This is a genomic window from Pseudomonas syringae pv. tagetis (assembly GCF_022557255.1).
Lineage (GTDB): Bacteria > Pseudomonadota > Gammaproteobacteria > Pseudomonadales > Pseudomonadaceae > Aquipseudomonas > Aquipseudomonas caricapapayae.
On sequence record NZ_CP092923.1, the window covers coordinates 4,891,005 to 4,911,431 of the forward strand.

A 20,427-nucleotide genomic window follows, 5' to 3' on the forward strand; every position below is an offset into this window, starting at 1 on the left:
AACCGCTACAGTCTGAAAGCTTTGCGCCGTCCGACACTTGTCGAAGGCCGTTTTATAACAAGGAGCTCCCATGTTCAATCTTCGCCCTGCTGCCACATTCGTCGCGTTGGCCGCTGCACTGTCCAGCCTGCCGGTCATGGCTGAAGAAGCCCGCTACAACCAGATTTCATTGCGTGCCGAGGTCAATCAGGAGGTCCAGCGCGACCTGATGCTTGTCACGTTGTACACCGAAGCGCAGGACAGCGATCCGGCCAAACTGGCGGCGCAGATCACTGAAACCCTGAACAAGGCGCTGGGCCAGGCGCGGCAGGTCAAGGATGTGAAGATTCGTCAGGGCAGCCGCAACAGCTATCCGGTCTACGACGATAAAGGTCAGAAAATCACCGGCTGGCGTGAGCGCGCCGAACTGCGTCTGGAAAGTGCCGACTTTGCCGTCCTGTCCAGGCTGACCGGCGAACTGCTGACAGATCTGAAGATGGGCGGCATGGACTTCTCCATTTCGCCCTCGACCCGCAAAGCCAGTGAAGACACGTTGCTCAAGGACGCCGTAACCGCGTTCAAGGCCCGCGCGCAACTGGTTACCGAGGCGCTGGGTGGCACGAGTTACAAGCTGGTTAACCTGAACCTGAACACCTCAGGCTACCCGCAGCCTTATCTGCGCGCACCGGTGATGATGATGGCCAAGTCCTCGCGTGAAGACGCCGCACCGACACCTGATGTCGAAGCGGGCACCAGCCAGGTGAGCGTCGCCGCCGATGGTGTGATTGAAATCGCGATCCCCTGAATGGAATGGCGGCAGTTTCGACTGCCGCCACTTTCCACCCTGTCCAATCCTTGATCTCCCCTTCGCTCCGGTAATCTCCTACCTTCGCCGAGGCTTCGCCTGATTGTCGGCAGCCTGGCACCCCGCGAAACTTGTCCCCCCCGTTGAACAAAGCCGCAGTGGCTCAGAACCGCGACCAGCCCGTCTTTATTACCAAGGAATCAAGGATGAATCCCACCGTCGTCAATCAGCGCAAGAACAACAGCGAACCGCTTGCTGCCCCTTTGAAATTTGAAGCCGGGGACGGCGACGAACACAGACAGACTCATGGTGCTATCGAGACTGTTCTCGAAGCGGCCGGTTTCAGACCTGACGAAATCCGCGCGATCTATTATGGCAACTGGCTGCGCGACTATTCGCAACTACTCGATCCGAAGATAGTCAGGGCGACGAGCATGCCGAAAAGCTTCCCCGACCTGCTGTCCCGCGACGCCCTGACCCGACTGGTTGACGTGCTGGCTGTGAAGGAATTCACCGACCTGATGAAAACAGACCGCGCGCGCTTCGTCGTAACGCCAGAGCGGCTAGGTGTCTACCGTCCCGCTGAACACATCGACAATCCTAAAACCGTTGCCCCCAAACCAGACAACCCGAAACTGCGAGACGCCGACTTTGATAACTGGGTGCTACCCGACGACCCGACTTTACAGGTAGACCATGACACGTCGATGAAACGCTACATTCAGCGCTCGGTCGGGATCATGGCTGCAGGTCTGCAGTCAGCGGTGAACAAAGGCCCCGAATCCACTGATGGCCTGCGTGACATGGGTGCGGCGCTGCATATCCTGGAGGACCTCTTCGCCCACTCCAATTTCGCCGAACTGAGCCTGATCAAGCTCGGCCATACCCGCGTTCTGCCCTGGACGTCCGAAGCAGACTGCAAGCACCGGCTGCCATTGGTGACAGGTACGTTCGGCGGCAGCGATATCATCGCCAGCCTCGCAGAGCCGCTAGGCAGGATTCTTTTTTCGACAGACGAAAAGCCGTTCGAAGCATTCAAGGCTGGAGAGCGTTACGAGCGCGACCAGATTATGCAGATCATCCTCGGCGAGCACCCCGATGAGCGATTGCTTTCAGGTTACGAGACCTTCCTTGAAGCGCGCGACCAATGGGCCAGTCTGCCGTTCTCCGAACAGGTAGAGCATTTCTATGCATTCATCGGTACGCCGGGGCGATTGCTTGGCAACGCTTTCGGTATCGTCATGCAGAGCCTTGCCGTGTGGCTCGGCAACAGCATCGACGACCTGCAAACCCTGTTCGACGAAGATCCAAACACCAGTGGCTCGACTGACCCGTCACACTCGCAACTGGCCAAGGATCATGCACAACACCCTCTTCATGCGCTCGCCGCAATGCTCGCCAGAGAGGCAGTCCTGCAGGTGGGTCAGGCCGTTCTGGACCAGTGGCACGGCAAGGGAGGTGCCGAAGATCCGGCCCACATCGCCGCGACGTTCTTTGCTCACCCGATGGACCGCGACTGGCAGGACACGATTGTCCGTCAATGGGCCGAGGCCAACCCGGAACAGGTCGAGCGTGCGGCGCTCAAGAGCGAGCTGGACCAGTTTCAGAACCAATTGCAGCACAGCACAAAAAAGGATCTGCAGCGTTTCAGCCTTGCAGGCGGTGACTTTCTGGACATATTTTTCGAAAGTGTCTCGTTGGCAGACTTGTGGGCAAGGATTACCGGCAAGTAAGCGTATTGTCCCACCCTGACCAAGTACGGCACTATCCGTTGTCTACCTGACTGTCGACTTTCAAGCACGGTTACTGCCGTACCACGCGAGGGATCCATGGGACACACACTCTTCAAACCGCTGCTGCTGACCACCGCGCTGCTGGCCTGCGCACCATTGGCCCAGGCGGCCAGCACCCTGGTGTATTGCTCGGAAGCCAGCCCGGCCGGTTTTGACCCCAGCCAATACACCAGCGGCACCGACTTCGATGCCTCGGCCGAAACCGTCTTCAACCGTTTGACCCAGTTCAAGCGGGGCGGCACGGAAGTGGAGCCGGGCCTGGCCACTAGCTGGGACGTTTCGCCGGATGGTCTGACCTACACGTTCCATCTGCGCGAAGGCGTGAAGTTCCACACGACGGACTATTTCACCCCGACCCGCACGTTCAACGCTGATGACGTACTGTTCACATTCAATCGCCTGCTCGACGCCAACCACCCGTTCCGCAAGGCGTATCCGTCCGAGTCGCCCTATTTCACTGACATGGGCCTGAATACAACGATCAAGAGCGTCGAAAAAGTCGATGCGCAAACCGTCAGGTTCACACTGAACAACATCGACGCTGCGTTCGTGCAGAACCTGGCCATGAGCTTTGCCTCCGTCCAGTCTGCCGAGTACGCCGATCAGTTGCTCAAGGAAGGCAAGGCCGAGGAATTGAACCAGAAGCCGATCGGCACTGGCCCGTTCATCTTCAAGCGTTACCAGAAAGACTCGCAGATCCGTTACGTCGGCAACACCGACTACTGGAAGCCGGAGGACGTGAAGATCGACAATCTGATCTTCTCGATCAGCAGCGATGCTGCCGTGCGCATGCAGAAGCTCAAGGCTGGCGAATGCCAGGTCAGCGGCTACCCGCGTCCGCAGGATATCGAAGAAATGAAGAAGGACCCGAAGCTGAAGGTCCTCAGCCAGCCGGGCTTCAACCTCGGCTTCCTCGCCTACAATGTTACCCATGCGCCGCTGGACAAGCTCAAGGTCCGTCAGGCGCTGGACATGGCCATCGACAAACCGGCGATTATCAAAGCGGTTTACCAGAGTGCCGGTCAACTGGCCGAAAATGCCCTGCCGCCGGGTCAGTGGAGCTACGACCCGACAATCAAGGACGCCCCTCACGACCTGACCAAGGCCAGACAACTGCTCAAGGAAGCGGGCGTAGCGCCAGGTACGAAAATCGACCTGTGGGCCATGACCGTCCAGCGCGCGTCGAACCCCAACGCGCGTATGTCGGCACAGATGATCCAGTCCGACTGGGAAAAAATCGGCATCAAGGCCAATATCGTCAGTTATGAGTGGGGCGAATACATCAAGCGCGCCAAGGCAGGCGAGCATGACGCGATGATCTATGGCTGGACCGGTGACAATGGCGACCCCGACAACTGGCTCGGTGTGCTGTATAGCTGTGCAGCCGTCAAAGGCAGCAACTACGCTAAATGGTGCGATCCGGCCTACGACAAGCTGGTGCAGCAGGCCAAACTGACCAGCAACCGTGACGAACGCATCAAGCTCTATCAGCAGGCCCAGCACATTCTCAAGCAGCAGGTGCCGATTACCCCCATTGCCAACTCGAAGGTGTTTCAGCCGATGCGCCAGGAAGTTCAGGATTTCAGGATCAGCCCCTTTGGCCTGACACCCTTTTACGGCGTAAGCCTGAGCAAGTGATGAGCCGGTAACAGCCTGCAGCCCCAACCGGGTGCATTTTTCTCACCCGGTTGCGCTTTAACGGTGCGCTAAACCATTCAAAAAACCTCGCGCAAACGATCAACTGTGTAGAAAATTACACTTTCGCGACATTCCTGTACGATCGTGCCACTCTTTGTCGCTTCTTTGGCGTCATCGCCTTGCTTTGGGTATGGCCCCTGCATAAGTATCGGACGGATCGGCTCACGAGGTCGTTCCTCTACTCAAAAATGACAACAACTGAGGCAACCATGCTCAAACACGCGGTCATTCCGTTCCTGGTCGGCGCCAGCCTGCTCGCCAGTGCTCCTTTCGCTCACGCGGCTTCGAATCTGGTGTTCTGCTCCGAGGGCAGCCCTGCCGGCTTCGATCCAGGTCAATACACCACAGGTACTGACTTCGACGCCTCAGCAGAAACCATTTTCAACCGCTTGAGCCAGTTCGAACGCGGCGGCACCGCCGTTGTGCCGGGCCTGGCAACCAAGTGGGACATCTCCGAAGACGGCCTGACGTATACCTTCCACCTTCGTGAAGGCGTCAAGTTCCACACAACGTCCTACTTCAAGCCCACCCGTGAATTCAATGCCGATGACGTGTTGTTCACGTTCAATCGCATGATCGACAAGGACATGCCTTACCGCAAAGCGTATCCGACCGAATTCCCGTACTTCACCGATATGGCGATGGACACCAATATCACCAAAATCGAAAAGATCGACGACCACACCGTTAAATTCGTACTTGGCAAAGTCGACGCCGCATTCATCCAGAACATGGCCATGAGCTTCGCATCGATCCAGTCCGCTGAATATGCCGCCAAGCTGCTCAAGGAAGGCAAACCGGAACTGATCAACCAGCAGCCGATCGGCACCGGCCCGTTCGTGTTCAAGAGCTATCAGAAAGACTCCAATATCCGTTACACCGGCAACAAGGATTACTGGAAGCCTGAGGACGTCAAGGTCGATAACCTGATCTTCGCCATCACCACCGACGCGTCGGTGCGCATGCAGAAGCTCAAGAAAAACGAATGCCAGATCACCGCTTACCCGCGCCCTGCCGACCTTGAACCGCTCAAGGCCGACAAGAATCTGAAGATGCCTGACCAGGCTGGCTTCAACCTGGGCTACATCGCCTACAACGTGATGGACAAGATCAAGGGTGAAGACCGCCCGAATCCGCTGGCCCAGTTGAAAGTACGTCAGGCGCTGGACATGGCGGTCAACAAGCAGCAGATCATCGACTCGGTTTATCAGGGTGCAGGTCAATTGGCCGTCAACGCCATGCCGCCGACCCAGTGGTCCTATGACACCACCATCAAGGACACCAAGTACGATCCCGAGAAAGCTCGCGAGCTGCTCAAGGAAGCCGGTATCAAGGAAGGCACCGAAATCACCCTGTGGGCGATGCCGGTTCAGCGTCCTTACAACCCCAACGCCAAATTGATGGCCGAAATGCTCCAGTCCGACTGGAAGAAGATCGGTATCAACGCCAAAATCGTCAGCTACGAATGGGGCGAGTACATCAAGCGTGCCAAGAATGGCGAGAACGGTGCCATGCTGATTGGCTGGAGCGGCGACAACGGTGACCCGGACAACTGGCTCGGCACCCTGTTCGGCTGCGACGCACTGAATGGCAACAACTTTGCCAAATGGTGCGACAAGCCGTTCGACACGCTGATCCATCAGGCCAAGGAAACATCTGACCAGGCCAAGCGCACCGAACTGTACAAACAGGCGCAACACCTCCTGAAAGACGCAGTGCCGATGACCCCTATCGCGCACTCGACTGTCTATCAACCCATGCGCACCAGCGTACAGGACTTCAAGATCAGCCCGTTTGGCTTGAACTCCTTTTACGGTGTGAGCGTGAAGTAACAGCGGCATGCTGCGCCGCTCACCCGGCGCAGCTTCCTGCTCTACTTGAATATGAGCCCCGAGCGGGTTGGGTGAAAAGTGTCGTTATCGGCACTCCTCGACTATCACTAAGATATTTCCTACGCACTTTGCTGCCTGCGAGCCTATATACCGCGCGATCTTGGCGATTTAACGTCAAAAGATTGCGGCAATCGGCAGGACGCTGGCCGCTTAGTGGCCTTCGCATTCAGGCATACCGGGCATACCGTTCGGATACGTAGGGATCAACGCTTTCAGGCCAGTTAGACATTCGAGCCTCGGCTCGTCCTTTGAGGATAGGGATCATCATGCGTAAAACTCTTGCGATGACGTCGTGCCTGGGGCTCTTTGCACTGGCCCCGTTTGCCCAGGCGGCAAGCAACCTGGTGTTCTGCTCCGAAGCAAGCCCGGCTGGCTTCGACGGTGCGCAATACACCTCTTCCACTGACAATGATGCATCAGAGCCGATCTACAATCGCCTGACCGAATTCAAGCAAGGCGATACCTCCGTGGTTCCGGGCCTGGCGACTTCATGGGATGTCTCGCAAGACGGTCTGGTCTACACGTTTCATCTGCGCGAAGGCGTGAAGTTCCACAGCAACAAGAACTTCAAACCCAGCCGTGATTTCAATGCCGACGACGTGCTGTTCACCTTCAACCGCATGCTCAACCCCGACCATCCGTTTCGCAAAGCCTACCCGACCGAGTTTCCGTACTTCACCAGCATGGGTCTGAACAAGAAGATCAAATCCATCGAAAAGACCGACCCGCTGACCGTGGTGTTCACTCTCAATACGGTCGATGCGGCGTTCATCCAGAACATCGCGATGAACTTTGCCGGCATTCTGTCCGCCGAGTACGCCGAACAACTGATGGCCAAGGGTGATGTGCGCGACATCAACCAGCAGCCTATCGGTACAGGGCCATTCGTGTTTCAGCGTTACCAGAAGGACTCGCAGGTCCGCTACAAGGGCAACAAGGAGTTCTGGGACCCGAGTCGGGTGAAGATCGACCAGTTGATCTTCGCAATCGTGACTGATGCCTCCGCGCGCATGCAAAAACTCAAGGCCAACGAGTGCCAGGTGTCGGTCAACCCGCGCCCGGCGGACCTCACCGGCCTCAAGGAAGATAAAAGCCTGCAGATCATCGAGAAACCGGGCTTCAACCTCGGTTACATCTCCTACAACGTACGCCATGAGCCGCTAGGCAAGCTGGAAGTGCGTCAGGCGCTGGACATGGCCGTCAACAAGAAGGCGATCATCAATGCGGTTTATCAGGGTGCGGGGCAACTGGCCGTCAATGCCATGCCGCCGACCCAGTGGTCCTACGATGACAGCATCAAGGACGCGCCCTACGACCCGGAAAAAGCCAAAACCCTGCTGCGCGCGGCGGGTGTCAAGGAAGGCACCGAACTGACCCTCTGGGCCATGCAGGTCCAGCGCCCCTACAACCCCAACGCCAAACTGATGGCCGAGATGCTGCAGGCCGACTGGGCCAAGGTCGGCATCAAGGTGAGGATCGTCAGTTACGAATGGGGCGAATACCTCAAGCGCACCAAGAACGGCGAGCACGATATCTCGCTGATCGGCTGGACGGGCGACAATGGGGACCCGGACAACTGGCTCGGCACGCTGTACAGCTGCGCCGCCATTGGCGGTAACAACTATTCGATGTGGTGCGACGAAAAATACGACCAGTTGGTCAAAGCCGCTGTCGCTGTCACTGACCGCACTCAGCGCACCGACCTCTACAAACAGGCGCAACGCTACCTCAAGGAACAGGTTCCGATCACCCCGATTGCCCACTCGACGGTCAATCAGCCGTTGCGCGCCGAGGTCCGGGACTTCCACGTCAGCCCGTTCGGTCGCAACAACTTTTCAGGCGTCAGCATCGCCGACTGATCAGAAACTCCGCACGCCCTCGCCGTCCCGATTCACGGCGAGAGCCAGCACTTGCGCGTCGATACCTATAACAACGCAGGGCCGTAAACCCTGCACCACCAAAAGCCAGACCTTAAAGAACTGGCAACTATAAAAGTGATAAAGGGAGCTGCACATCGTGAAAACAACCAGCACAGCATTATTGGCCTTATCTCTCTCGTCGTTCGGCGCGTTGGTTCAGGCAGAACCAGCCAGCCAGACATTCACACCGACCGAGCTGAGCACCAAGAATGCACAGGCCGACGCCAACGGCTTTTTTGAGGACCAGCACCTGACCGGGACCACCCGCAACTGGTATGCCAACGAACTGAAACGTCGTGGCGAGGTATTCCGCTACAACGACAACGGCGTTGCCGAGCAGACCTCGCGTCGTATCAACTGGCAGCAGGGCACCATCGTCAACTACACCTCTGGCTACACGCAGGGCGTTGTAGGTTTCTCCACCGAACTGGCGCTGTACAACGCGATTGCGCTGGACCGTGACACCGATGACTTCGCAGGCAACTCCAACCGGACCCTTGCTCACAGTGACGGCGATGCCGTCGGTCAGTGGAGCAAAATGGGCCTGGGCAACGTCAAGGCGCGGATTTCCAATACCGTCCTGACCATGGGTCGCCAGTCGGTGAATACCCCGGTCATCGCCTTCATCGGCAACCGCGCACTGCCCTCCAGCTTCCAGGGTTTTGCGGTACAGAGTGACGAGTTCAACAACCTGTCTCTGCAGGCCGGCAGCTTTGACCGCGTCTCGCCACGTATGGAACAGAGCCTGGACAAATTCCGCTCCGAATACGGTGACCGCAGCCAGACAGCCGACCGTCTGGACATGTTTGGCGGCGACTACAAACCGACCGACAGCCTGACCGCCAGCTTCTACGCGTCCAACCTGGAAGACTTCTGGCACCAGTACTACTTCGGTTTCACCCACGAACTGGGTGACAGCAAGGTCTTCGCCCTCAGCACCAACCTGAACTACTACAAAACCAAGGATGCAGGCCAGAGCAAGCTGGGTGCGATCGACAACGATACCTACAGCCTTTCCTTCACGGGTACCCACAACGCTCACAGCATCAGCCTCGCCTACCAGGAAGTTAACGGTAACGAGTACTTCGACTACGCCCACGATACCAACGCGATCTTTCTGGCCAACTCCCTGCTTTCGGACTTCAACGGACCGAACGAGAAGTCGCTGCAGATCGCCTATGTGCTGAACATGGCTGAATACGGCGTGCCGGGCCTGAAGTTCAATATCTACCAGGCACGTGGCTGGGACATCGACGGTACGCACTACAGAGGCACCGGCTACACCGACGTACTGGCAATGGATGGCGAAACCCACTACGAATACGGCATCGGTTCGTCGTACTCTGTGCAGTCAGGCCCGCTCAAGGCAACAGCCATCCGCGCCACTTACACCACGCATCGCGCCAGCGAGAATCAGGCTGATGGCAACATCAACGAATTCCGTCTGGTGACCACCATTCCGTTCAACATTCTTTGATTCGCTGAAAACCGTTCGGTCGCAAGGCAATAGCCTTGCGACCGAACATCACCATCGGCGTCAACTCTATGGAGGGTTCACAATGAAACTGTTATCGCTACGCAATTCGATCGCCCTGGCCCTGCTCAGCGTCGCCGTCAGTGTTTCGGCAAAACCGCTGGTGGTTTGCACCGAAGCCAGCCCTGAAGGCTTCGATATGGTGCAATACACGACAGCAGTGACGGCCGATGCCGTAGCTGAAACCGTGTTCAACCGACTGGCCGATTTCAAACCCGGCACCACGGAAGTGATTCCTGCACTGGCTGACTCCTGGGAAATCAGCGACGACGGCCTGACTTACACCTTCCACCTGCGCAAAGGCGTCAAGTTCCACACCACTGATTACTTCAAACCGACCCGCGATATGAACGCCGACGATGTGCTCTGGAGTTTTCAGCGTCAGCTGGACCCGAAACACCCGTGGCATGACAAGTCGAGCGTCGGCTTCCCTTACTTTGAAAGCATGGGCTTCAAAGAGCTGCTGAAAAGCGTCGAGAAAACTGACGACTACACCGTCAAGTTCACCCTGACCCGTCGCGAAGCACCATTTCTGGCTGACATCGCGATGGCCTTCGCTTCGATCTACTCGGCCGAATATGCCGATCAACTGCTGAAAGCCGACAAGACCAACGACCTCAACAGCAAGCCGATCGGCACCGGCCCGTTTATCTTCCAGCGCTATGCCAAGGATGCGCAGGTGCGCTTCAAGGCCAATCCTGAGTACTTCCGAGGCAAGCCGCCTGCCGAAGCATTGATTATGGCCATCGCCACCGACAACAACGTGCGCCTGCAGAAACTCAAGGCCAACGAATGTCAGATCGCGCTGTACCCGAAGCCGGACGACGTGCCGAGCATCAAGAAAGACCCGAATCTGAAAATCGATGAAATGGAGGCCATGACCACCGGCTACATTGCGATCAACACAACGCACAAGTACCTGAGCGACGTGCGGGTCCGCAAAGCCATTGACATGACGTTCGACAAGAACGCTTATGTCAACGCAGTGTTCGGCAAGGGCAACGCTCTGGTAGCGGTCAACCCGTATCCGCCGACCCTGTTGGGTTACAACAACAGCCTGAAGAATCCGCCGGTTGACCTCGACAAGGCACGCGCCTTGCTGAAAGAAGCGGGTGTGCCGGAAGGCACTACGTTTACCCTGTTCACCCGCAATGGCGGCGGCCCGACCAATCCCAACCCGATGCTCGGCGCGCAAATGATGCAATCCGACCTGGCCAAGGTCGGCATCAAGATCGACATTCGTGTAATGGAATGGGGCGAAATGCTCAAACGTGCCAAGAATGGCGAACATGACATGGTGTCTGCCGGCTGGGCAGGCGACAATGGCGACCCGGACAACTTCCTGACCCCGATGCTTAGCTGCGAAGCGGCAAAAAACGGCGAGAACTACGCCCGCTGGTGCAACGCCGATTTCCAGAAGCTGATCGATCAGGCGCGTGAAACAGTGAACCCGCAGGAGCGAGCCGCGCTCTATGAACAGGCCCAGGCGATATTCAACAAGGATCAGCCGTGGATCAGCATGGCTCACACCAGAATGTTCACGGCCATGCGTAAAAACGTGGAGGGCTATCAAATCAGCCCGCTCACAACCAACAACTTCGCCACTACCCAGGTGAAGTAGAAAAATAATCCGGCGAGCTCATAACCCGAGACTCGCCGGAGCACGCCTAACCGGCTGATGAGGTACACACCAAGATGTTTAGTTTTATCGCCCGCCGAGTGGGGTTGCTGATACCCACTTTCTTCGGCATCACCTTATTGACCTTCGCCCTGATTCGTCTGATTCCGGGCGACCCGGTCGAAGTCATGATGGGTGAGCGCCGGGTCGATCCGGAAATGCACGCTCAGGCCATGGAACGTCTTGGCCTGAACAAACCGCTTTATGCCCAGTACATCGATTATATCGGCAAGCTCGCTCAGGGCGACCTCGGTGAATCGTTGCGCACGCGCACCAGTGTCTGGACCGAATTCACTTCGCTGTTCCCGGCAACTCTGGAGTTGTCGCTGGCAGCGCTGATCTTCGCGGGCATCCTCGGCCTGCTGGCCGGGGTGATCGCAGCACTCAAGCGAGGGTCCCTGTTCGACCATGGGGTCATGGGGGTCTCCCTGGCGGGCTACTCCATGCCCATCTTCTGGTGGGGCCTGATTCTTATCATGTTTTTCTCGGTATCGCTGGGCTGGACGCCAGTCTCCGGGCGGATCGACCTGCTGTATGACATTCCGCCAGTCACCGGTTTCATGCTGATCGACACCCTGCTCAGTGATGAACAAGGTGCGTTTCTCGATGCCTTGCATCACCTGATCCTTCCGGCCATCGTGCTGGGCACCATCCCGCTGGCGGTGATCGCCCGGATGACCCGCTCGTCGATGCTCGAAGTACTGCGGGAAGACTATGTACGTACCGCCAGAGCCAAAGGCCTGTCGCCTGCTCGCGTGGTATTCGTTCACGGCCTGCGCAACGCGCTGATTCCGGTACTGACCGTGTTTGGCCTGCAAATCGGTACGTTGCTGGCCGGTGCGGTACTGACCGAAACGATCTTCTCCTGGCCCGGTATCGGCAAGTGGCTGATCGAAGCCATTGGCGCCCGGGACTACCCGGTCGTGCAAAACGGCATTCTGCTGATCGCCTGTCTGGTGATCCTGGTCAACTTCGTGGTGGACATCCTCTACGGCTTTGCCAACCCACGCATCCGTCATCAGCGCTGAGATCATCGATATGAGCACCCCTACTCCTGCGGTAGCAGTCGATCAAAGCCTGCTTTACCCATCCCCGTACAAAGAATTCTGGCAAGCGTTCTCGAAAAACAAAGGCGCGGTTGCCGGCCTGCTGTTCATGATCCTGATCGTGTTCTGCGCCCTGTTCGCGCCATGGGTTGCCCCCCATGACCCGAGCGAGCAATACCGCGACTTCCTGCTGACGCCTCCGGTGTGGCTCGAAGGCGGTCAATGGCAATTCATCCTCGGCACCGACGAACTGGGCCGCGATCTGCTGTCACGTCTGATCCAGGGTTCGCGCCTGTCGCTGCTGATCGGTCTGGCCTCGGTGGTCATGTCGCTGATCCCCGGCATTCTGCTGGGCCTGCTGGCTGGCTTCTTTCCTCGCGTGCTCGGTCCTTCGGTGATGCGCCTGATGGACATCATGCTGGCCCTGCCTTCGCTGCTGCTGGCTGTGGCCATCGTGGCGATCCTCGGCCCAGGCCTGATCAACACCGTGATCGCCATCGCCATCGTGTCGCTGCCTTCCTATGTTCGTCTGACCCGTGCTGCGGTAATGGGCGAACTGAACCGCGACTACGTGACCGCTGCGCGTCTGGCCGGTGCCACCCTGCCGCGCCTGATGTTCATCACCGTACTGCCCAACTGCATGGCACCGCTGATCGTTCAGGCGACCCTGAGCTTCTCGTCGGCGATTCTAGACGCCGCAGCGCTGGGCTTTTTGGGTCTGGGCGTACAGCCACCCACGCCTGAGTGGGGCACCATGCTCGCCTCGGCGCGCGACTACATCGAACGTGCCTGGTGGGTCGTCAGCCTGCCCGGTCTGACCATTTTGCTCAGCGTGCTGGCAATCAACCTGATGGGCGACGGGCTGCGCGATGCGCTGGATCCGAAACTCAAGAACGCCGCCTGAGGAGATTCGCATGTCACTTCTTGAAATCAAGAATCTCAACGTCCGCTTCGGCGACACCAAGGCCGTACCTGTTGTGGACGGCCTGTCCCTGAGCGTCGACAAGGGTGAAGTACTGGCCATTGTCGGCGAATCGGGCTCAGGTAAATCCGTGACCATGATGGCGCTGATGGGGCTGATCGATTCCCCCGGCATCATCACCGCCGATGCGCTCAATTTTGACGGCAATGACCTGCTCAAGCTCAACGCCCGGCAGCGCCGCCGCATCATCGGCAAGGACCTAGCCATGGTCTTTCAGGACCCGATAACCGCTCTGAACCCCAGCTATACCGTGGGCTTCCAGATCGAGGAAGTGCTGCGCCAGCACCTCAACATGTCGGGCAAGGCTGCACGCCAGCGTGCACTGGAACTGCTGGAAAAGGTCGAAATCCCTGGCGCCGCGGCGCGTCTGAATGCCTACCCGCATCAACTGTCGGGCGGCATGAGCCAGCGTGTGGCAATTGCCATGGCGATTGCCGGCGAACCAAAACTGCTGATCGCCGACGAACCAACCACCGCGCTGGATGTGACCATCCAGGCGCAGATCATGGAACTGCTGCTGAGCCTGCAGAAAGAGCAGAACATGGCACTGGTGCTGATCACTCACGATCTCGCTGTGGTCGCTGAAACTGCACAGCGCGTCTGCGTGATGTACGCGGGCCAGGCCGTCGAAGTGGGTCAGGTGCCCGGCTTGTTCGAGGTCCCTGCTCACCCGTACAGCGAAGCCTTGCTGGCCGCCATTCCGGAGCACAGCATGGGTGCCGAACGCCTTGCCACCCTGCCGGGCATGGTTCCGGGGCGCTATGATCGTCCACAGGGCTGCCTGCTGTCGCCGCGCTGCCCGTATGTGCGCGACAATTGCCGAACCGAGCGCCCTGCCCTCGATCCCAAGGCGCATAGTCTGGCGCGCTGCTTCTATCCCTTGAACCAGGAGGTCGCGTAATGAGCGTCGTACTTACCGCCCGCGACCTTACCCGTCACTACGAAGTTTCCCGTGGCCTGTTCAAAGGCACAGCGCTGGTGCGCGCGCTCAATGGCGTGTCCTTCGAACTCGAAGCCGGCAAGACCCTGGCCGTGGTCGGTGAGTCAGGCTGCGGCAAGTCGACACTGGCCCGTGCGCTGACGCTGATTGAAGAGCCTTCATCCGGTTCGCTGAAAATCGCAGGCCAGGAAGTTGCCGGTGCCAGCAAGTCCGAGCGCAAGCAATTGCGCAAAGACGTGCAGATGGTCTTCCAGAGTCCTTACGCCTCGCTCAACCCAAGGCAGAAAGTCGGTGATCAGCTCGGCGAGCCGCTGCTGATCAATACCAGCCTGTCGGCCGCCGAACGCCGTGAAAAAGTGCAGGCAATGATGGCCCAGGTCGGTTTGCGCCCTGAGCACTATCAACGCTACCCGCACATGTTTTCCGGTGGCCAGCGTCAGCGTATCGCGCTGGCCCGAGCGATGATGCTGCAGCCGAAAGTGCTGGTAGCGGATGAACCCACTTCCGCACTGGACGTGTCGATTCAGGCGCAGGTGCTGAACCTGTTCATGGATTTGCAGCAGGAATTCAACACCGCTTATGTGTTCATTTCTCACAACCTGTCGGTGGTGCGTCATGTCGCTGATACGGTGTTGGTGATGTATCTGGGCCGGCCGGCAGAAATGGGGCCCAAGGAGGAGATCTACAACCGCCCACTGCACCCCTACACCCAGGCGCTGCTGTCGGCGACCCCGACCATCCACCCGGATCCGCTCAAACCGAAGATCAAGATCGTCGGCGAGCTGCCCAATCCGCTCAATCCGCCAAGCGGCTGTGCCTTTCACAAGCGCTGCCCTTATGCGACCGAGCGTTGTGCAGCCGAAGTGCCGGAGCTGCGTCTGGTGGATAACCGCCAGGTGGCTTGCCATTACGCCGAGCAATTCGTAGCGGCCTAGCTACAGACTAAAGACTATCGTGCCCACGCTCGAGCGTGGGCACGCAGTTCTGGACGCTCCGCGTCCGATTTTGAGTGTGCGGTGCGGCGCAGATTTGTGATGCAGAGCGTCACTCAGGGCATTCCCACGCTGGAGCGTGAGGAACGATAATCTCAACTGTCGTGCGATGCTTAATACACGTCCCGCCGATAACGCCCTTCCTCGATCAATTCGCTGACTGCCCGTTCCCCCAGCACCTCGTTCAACACCTGATCCACGCCCGTCGCCATACCCAGCAAGCTCCCGCAGATGTAAATCGCTGCACCGTCCTCGATCCACATACGCAGTTCATCGGCGGCCTCACGCAAGCGATCCTGCACGTAGATTTTTTCTGCCTGATCCCGGGAAAAAGCCAGGTCCAGGCGCGTCAGGTGGCCAGACGCCAGCCAGCCCTGCAGTTCAGTGCCGCAATGAAAATCCTGCGCGCGGTTACGTTCGCCGAACAACAACCAGTTGCGCACCTGCCCTTGAGCGATACGCGCCTTGAGCAAGCTGCGCAAACCGGCCAGCCCCGTGCCATTGCCCAGCAAAATCAACGGGACCGGCTCGGCAGGCAGGTGAAAGCTGCTGTTGCGACGTAAGCGCAGGCTGACGGCACCGCCAACGGCACAATGTTCGGTAAGCCACCCCGAGCAAAGCCCAAGGCTGCCGTCGGCATGCACTTCCTGGCGCACGATGAGCTGCAGACAGCCGTCCTCTGGAATCGAGGCAATCGAGTATTCGCGAACGGAGGCCGACACCAGCGCGTCGATCAACGCCTGCGCATGCAGCCCCACCAGATGCGAACGGCTCTGCGGTAACTGACGGCTTTCCAGCGCCTGCGCGAGCGGCTCCTGCAAGCCATCCACGCTGACCAATGCGTCCGGATCGACACCCAGCCCGGCGAGAAACGGCTCGATGACCCGCAGCGTGTGGCGCGGCATCACCTCGACCAGATCCCCCGCCTGCCAGTGCGCAGAGGTTGGTGGCGTCAGATCCAGCAGGTAGACCATCGAGCCACTGCTGCCAGCGTTCAATAGCACGCGCCGAGTCAGCGTCCAGTTCTCGAAAACCGGTGTCTGCCAGTGCGCTGCCAGCACGGAACCGGTCAACTGCCCCAATTGCTGTTGCCAGTGTTGCAGGGCTGCGGGATCGGCGCTGTCCACCTCAACGGGCGGGAACAGGCTGCGCCCGCCCTGCTCGGTCAACCAGTCATGCAACCGATGGGCAAAGCCGCAAAAATGCGGGTACTGCCGATCGCCCAGCGCCAGAACGGCATAATCGAGCTGGTTCAGTGAAAGCGGACTACCCAGCAGCTTACGCTCGAAACGTCGGGCACTGTCCGGCGCCTCCCCGTCACCAAAGGTACTGACAACGAACAAGGCATTGCGGCTTCGGCATAGTTCTTCTTCCCTCAGATCGCCCAGCCGCTTCACGCGTACCGACAATCCCGAAGCCTGCAACTGGCCAGCGGTCTGCCAGGCCAATTGTTCGGCGAAACCGCTTTGACTGGCGAAACAGATGAGCCAGGATGCGTCATCGTCGTGGTCATCACCCTGAACCTCGCCGCGTGCACGCTCGATCTCACGCTTCTTGCGACGTCGATCCAGGTACAGCAACCAGCCAGTAATAAAGAACAGCGGCATCAGCAACGATGCGCCAGTCATGATGATTCGACCGGCGAGCCCGAAGTAACTACCGACATGCAGCGCGTAATTGCTGGCCAGCAATTGCGCGCCGAAACTGCGCTCGGCATAGCGTACGACCGAACTGACCTGACCATTGGCCGGATCAAGGATGATGGTGTTCAATGCACGCGGGTGCGGAGAATCCTTAAGCAGGTAAAACACGGTGGCAGGTTGACCGCCACTACCGGGCAGGCGCAGGTTGTAAGACCGCAAGTCCGGTCCTGCGGCCTTCTGGATACTGTCCCAGACCGCCACGTAATCGACCACCAGCGGCAGTCTTCCAGCAGCCTTGGCTGGCGCAGCGATGCCTTCCTCAAGCGGCGAATCCCCGATGAGTCTGCTCAGGCCGTTGCTCACCCAGTCATAGGACCACGTGAGCCCCGTGATGGCGAACAACAGGTAGAACAACAGGCACCAGGTACCGAAGATCGAATGCAGGTCCCAGTTGAAACTGCGGCCTTTCTTCGCCCAGTCGACGGTCAGCCAGACTCGCCAGTTTCGCGCTGCGCGAGGCCAGCGAAGATAGAGCCCGGACAGGCAAAAGAACACCAGAATCAGCGTACAGGCCGCCGTGACCTGCTTGCCCGCCTCGCCCATGGCCAGATAACGGTGCAGCTTCAGGACAAAGTCGAAAAAACCCTCCCCCACCGCATTGCCTTTCAGCTCACCCGTGTACGGGTCGAAATTGCGTTTGGGGCCTCGACGCTCACCTGCCTTGGGCGTGAAAAATACCTGAGCGACACGGTTGCCGGTGGTTTCGACACGCAGGATAGCGACCGTCAGGCCGGTCTCGGCCTCCAGCCTGCGCACCAGTTCAACGGGGGGCAGCGTGGCACCATGCGACTCGACCAACAGCACATTCGGATTCAGTGCATCGAGAATTTCGTCCTCGAACGAATACAGCGCACCGGTTATCCCCATGAGGGTCAGCACCAGACCTGCCGTGATCCCGAAGAACCAGTGCAACTGAAACAGGACTTTCTTCAACACGCTCGCCACTCTCACTCATATTGCGCGGCGCAATTAATGCACCGACGGCTATAGCGTGTCCATCTGTAACGTGTCTTTGTCGTCATGGCATGGCAAGCGGTGCACTGCTTGCTTATCAACTCCGCCAGCTTCTACGCAGGTCGACAAGGTAATTATTCAGTGCATCCGCCTGGCGGGTGAAATGCTCGACACGTTTCTCGATCTCCTCGGTTTCGGGCAGGCGGCTGTTGCGCAAAACATGCCTCAACGCCTCAAGCAACTTACTCATCTCGCGAACGTAATTGATCTTGCAGGCCTCAACAGAAGCGAGGCCCGCGAGTTGCTCGCGTTTGCTCACTTCGACTTCCAGCGTTGTGCGAGCCGCATCGACCTTTTGCTGCAGGCCTGTCAGCTGCGTCTGCAACCTTTCCCTCAAAGCAGTCAAATGATCATAGCCAACCGCAGCATCCAATAGATCCAGGATATTGGACACTCCCGCGATACCCGCCTTGATAGACCCGATCAAGGGATTTTCGGGATCGACGTCAGCAAGCCGCTCCAGTGAAGCGACCAGCGGTTTCAGTTTGTCGAAAAGACTCAGGCTCTCGACATCCGTAATCAGAGCGTTGACCACCGCGGCCTGTTGCAGTGCCTCCTCCAAGGGCGCACGCTCCTTTGCAAGCCTGACCTCCAACACCGCTATTTCCTGGTCAAGGGCAGGCACCAGATGATCTACACCATCGACCTGCACCGCGTCCAGGTTGATGAGCGCCTTATCCAGCGCCTTGGCCTGGATGGTCAAAGAGGTCGTACGGGCATTCAGCAGTTGGCTGATCTCTTCATTGAAATCAGCAATCGCGGCGCTGCTTTTTGCGTCTTCGGCCTGGCCTCTCAGATTCTCGACGGCCTCAAGAAAAGGCAGCATCTCTGCACTGTTGTACATATGCGGAACAAGCGTCAGCGTATCCAGTACTTCCTTGTCGACATGACCCAGCTCACTGATCAGGCTGCGTAAAGTCTCTTTCATCACGGGCAAATAGATATCGCCGAGCGCATCGGCTTTGCGCCTCAGTTCTTCACGACTGGAAACAATGACTTCCATATCAGGTGTGGGCAATTGAAAGGGCGTACCCAATACATGAACATTCATAACAGGTTTCTCTTTAAATATAAGTTAGGTGACGCTCAGACAACCGGTTCATCGAGAACATTATTAAAAGCTGTCAGCAGATCGAACGCCTGGACCTGAATCTCTTTCCAGTTGCTCATGAGTGTTTGAAAGCGGGAAACAAAACTCACCAGGTACAAAGCGTTATTGGTATTTTTGATGCGATCGTAAGACGAGTCGACCAGCTCTTCCAACAACACCCACAGGCTTTCTATATTGCTGACACCGCTGGCAGCGCCCGACACTCTGGCTTTCAAATCCTGGAGGCTGGTTTCGAACGCCAGCAAATCGCTCAACAGCGCATTGAATTGTTTTATCTTCTGCTCTATCTGACGTTTCTCCCCGATCAAATGATCTTTTTCAGCGAGTGCCATCGACGCTTTGGGACCAAAAATAGACAGGGAAACAGCCCCGCCTACAGGTCCCCACCAGAAACCGATCCACTTGTATTCGGAATACTCTTCGTATTCGGCGAGCTTCTGATTGATGCGTCTGTTGAGTTGATCAACGTCGGCGACGAGCCGGGCAATCTCCTCGTCACCGCTGACAGAGCCGGCGAGCCTTATTTTCAGCGCCACGCCAGGCGCTATATTTTCCTGGAGGCGACGCTTGAAGTCGGTCACCCCGACTCTGGTGCGCGTAGTGCTGGCGCTGTGCTCCTTGATGTACACCTTGAGTTCATCGACCAGCGACAGCAGCCCAGGCAGCTTTCTGCTGTCCTGGTCCATCAGTGCGACCGGCGGCATCTCATCGATCTGTGACGGGGACAAGTCACCCACTTGCAGGGTCTGGTAGGACTCAAGGCCCTTGATGAAATCCACAACATTTGTTGCGATAGTAATCAGGTTGCCCGAAAAGACATACAGGTCGCTACCGACCTTCTGCATCGCGGTTTCCACCTCCGACCAGCTTCTTGCATGAGCCTGAATAGCAACGTACAACTCGGCAATCGCTGCTGCTCCAAGGCCGGGAATGCCGTTATCCTGCCCTCCTGTCAACTGACTGACTTCTTCCAGTGTGGTGGGCAGTTCCAGACCCGTATTGACATAGCGCCTGATACGGCGAACATCATCATTGGTAATCAAGCCCGGTGCACGTACAACATCTGCTCCCTGACGGGTCAGGGCATCCATTAAATCCTTGCTGACACGGCTGACATCCTCAACGGTATGCTCTTTGCCATCTGTAAGTTGTAACGCTACGGTCGTTGCCATGATTAACTTCCTTATTATCGGGTTCCTGCAGTACGAGCGTTATAAACGGGCGCTTCAGGAGCCCTGAAAATTAACAGAGGGTATCGACTTTAAACAGCGAGTAGAGCGGACGGTGCCCGTAGGAATAAACGGCACACAATGACATCCCGGAGGAGAACGTTAACAGCAG

At 57.8% G+C, this 20,427-nt stretch carries 14 protein-coding genes; 11 read left to right on the plus strand and 3 right to left on the minus strand.

Features of this window, described 5'->3' with window-relative positions:
* Positions 1-70: 70 nt before the first annotated feature.
* The 11 genes from MME58_RS21750 (at position 71) to MME58_RS21800 (ending at position 15,201) form a co-directional block, all read left to right on the plus strand.
* Entirely contained in the window at positions 71-784 is a 714-nt protein-coding gene (locus MME58_RS21750) for an SIMPL domain-containing protein (protein ID WP_054988554.1), read from the plus strand.
* 206 nt (positions 785-990) lie between these two features.
* Positions 991-2,517: an HET-C-related protein gene (locus MME58_RS21755; protein WP_055006681.1), complete on the plus strand. Its 1,527-nt coding sequence runs from the start codon at positions 991-993 to the stop codon at positions 2,515-2,517.
* A gap of 96 nt (positions 2,518-2,613) precedes the next feature.
* Positions 2,614-4,215: an ABC transporter substrate-binding protein gene (locus MME58_RS21760; protein ID WP_054988552.1), complete on the plus strand. Its 1,602-nt coding sequence runs from the start codon at positions 2,614-2,616 to the stop codon at positions 4,213-4,215.
* Positions 4,216-4,484: 269 nt separating this feature from the next.
* Complete coding sequence (locus MME58_RS21765) at positions 4,485-6,107, plus strand: ABC transporter substrate-binding protein (RefSeq protein ID WP_054988551.1); 1,623 nt, start codon at positions 4,485-4,487, stop codon at positions 6,105-6,107.
* 326 nt (positions 6,108-6,433) lie between these two features.
* Complete coding sequence (locus tag MME58_RS21770; protein WP_055006680.1) at positions 6,434-8,026, plus strand: ABC transporter substrate-binding protein; 1,593 nt, start codon at positions 6,434-6,436, stop codon at positions 8,024-8,026.
* A 157-nt stretch (positions 8,027-8,183) separates the two neighbouring features.
* The gene (locus MME58_RS21775; protein WP_055006679.1) at positions 8,184-9,563 is read left to right on the plus strand and encodes an OprD family porin; all 1,380 of its coding nucleotides are present in this window, start codon (positions 8,184-8,186) and stop codon (positions 9,561-9,563) included.
* Positions 9,564-9,645: 82 nt separating this feature from the next.
* Positions 9,646-11,241 carry an ABC transporter substrate-binding protein gene (locus MME58_RS21780; RefSeq protein ID WP_054988549.1) on the plus strand — a complete coding sequence of 532 codons (1,596 nt, stop codon included), beginning with the start codon at positions 9,646-9,648 and terminating at the stop codon, positions 11,239-11,241.
* Positions 11,242-11,315: 74 nt separating this feature from the next.
* Complete coding sequence (locus MME58_RS21785; protein ID WP_054988548.1) at positions 11,316-12,326, plus strand: ABC transporter permease subunit; 1,011 nt, start codon at positions 11,316-11,318, stop codon at positions 12,324-12,326.
* 10 nt (positions 12,327-12,336) lie between these two features.
* Entirely contained in the window at positions 12,337-13,248 is a 912-nt protein-coding gene (locus MME58_RS21790) for an ABC transporter permease subunit (protein WP_002555194.1), read from the plus strand.
* A gap of 10 nt (positions 13,249-13,258) precedes the next feature.
* Positions 13,259-14,227 (plus strand): ABC transporter ATP-binding protein, encoded by a 969-nt coding sequence (locus tag MME58_RS21795; RefSeq protein WP_055006678.1) that lies wholly within the window; start codon positions 13,259-13,261, stop codon positions 14,225-14,227.
* Positions 14,227-15,201, plus strand: coding sequence for a peptide ABC transporter ATP-binding protein (locus tag MME58_RS21800; protein ID WP_054988546.1), 975 nt, complete (start codon positions 14,227-14,229; stop codon positions 15,199-15,201). Before MME58_RS21795 ends, MME58_RS21800 begins: the two co-directional genes overlap by 1 nt.
* Before the next feature lie 170 nt (positions 15,202-15,371).
* On the opposite strand, the gene MME58_RS21805 is transcribed toward MME58_RS21800, so the two are convergent.
* The 3 genes from MME58_RS21805 to MME58_RS21815 form a co-directional block, all read right to left on the minus strand.
* Positions 15,372-17,894, minus strand: coding sequence for a PepSY domain-containing protein (locus MME58_RS21805; RefSeq protein ID WP_055006702.1), 2,523 nt, complete (start codon positions 17,892-17,894; stop codon positions 15,372-15,374).
* Between the two features lie 118 nt (positions 17,895-18,012).
* The gene (locus MME58_RS21810; RefSeq protein WP_055006677.1) at positions 18,013-19,026 is read right to left on the minus strand and encodes an alpha-xenorhabdolysin family binary toxin subunit B; all 1,014 of its coding nucleotides are present in this window, start codon (positions 19,024-19,026) and stop codon (positions 18,013-18,015) included.
* Positions 19,027-19,061: 35 nt separating this feature from the next.
* The gene (locus tag MME58_RS21815) at positions 19,062-20,258 is read right to left on the minus strand and encodes an alpha-xenorhabdolysin family binary toxin subunit A (protein ID WP_054988430.1); all 1,197 of its coding nucleotides are present in this window, start codon (positions 20,256-20,258) and stop codon (positions 19,062-19,064) included.
* Positions 20,259-20,427 lie beyond the last annotated feature (169 nt).

Coding starts and splice junctions, on each gene's coding strand:
- MME58_RS21750 (WP_054988554.1), top strand. CDS start 71: ATGTTCAATCTTCGCCCTGCTGCCACATTCGTCGCGTTGGCCGCTGCA.
- MME58_RS21755 (WP_055006681.1), top strand. CDS start 991: ATGAATCCCACCGTCGTCAATCAGCGCAAGAACAACAGCGAACCGCTT.
- MME58_RS21760 (WP_054988552.1), top strand. CDS start 2,614: ATGGGACACACACTCTTCAAACCGCTGCTGCTGACCACCGCGCTGCTG.
- MME58_RS21765 (WP_054988551.1), top strand. CDS start 4,485: ATGCTCAAACACGCGGTCATTCCGTTCCTGGTCGGCGCCAGCCTGCTC.
- MME58_RS21770 (WP_055006680.1), top strand. CDS start 6,434: ATGCGTAAAACTCTTGCGATGACGTCGTGCCTGGGGCTCTTTGCACTG.
- MME58_RS21780 (WP_054988549.1), top strand. CDS start 9,646: ATGAAACTGTTATCGCTACGCAATTCGATCGCCCTGGCCCTGCTCAGC.
- MME58_RS21785 (WP_054988548.1), top strand. CDS start 11,316: ATGTTTAGTTTTATCGCCCGCCGAGTGGGGTTGCTGATACCCACTTTC.
- MME58_RS21790 (WP_002555194.1), top strand. CDS start 12,337: ATGAGCACCCCTACTCCTGCGGTAGCAGTCGATCAAAGCCTGCTTTAC.
- MME58_RS21795 (WP_055006678.1), top strand. CDS start 13,259: ATGTCACTTCTTGAAATCAAGAATCTCAACGTCCGCTTCGGCGACACC.
- MME58_RS21800 (WP_054988546.1), top strand. CDS start 14,227: ATGAGCGTCGTACTTACCGCCCGCGACCTTACCCGTCACTACGAAGTT.
- MME58_RS21810 (WP_055006677.1), bottom strand. CDS start 19,026: ATGAATGTTCATGTATTGGGTACGCCCTTTCAATTGCCCACACCTGAT.
- MME58_RS21815 (WP_054988430.1), bottom strand. CDS start 20,258: ATGGCAACGACCGTAGCGTTACAACTTACAGATGGCAAAGAGCATACC.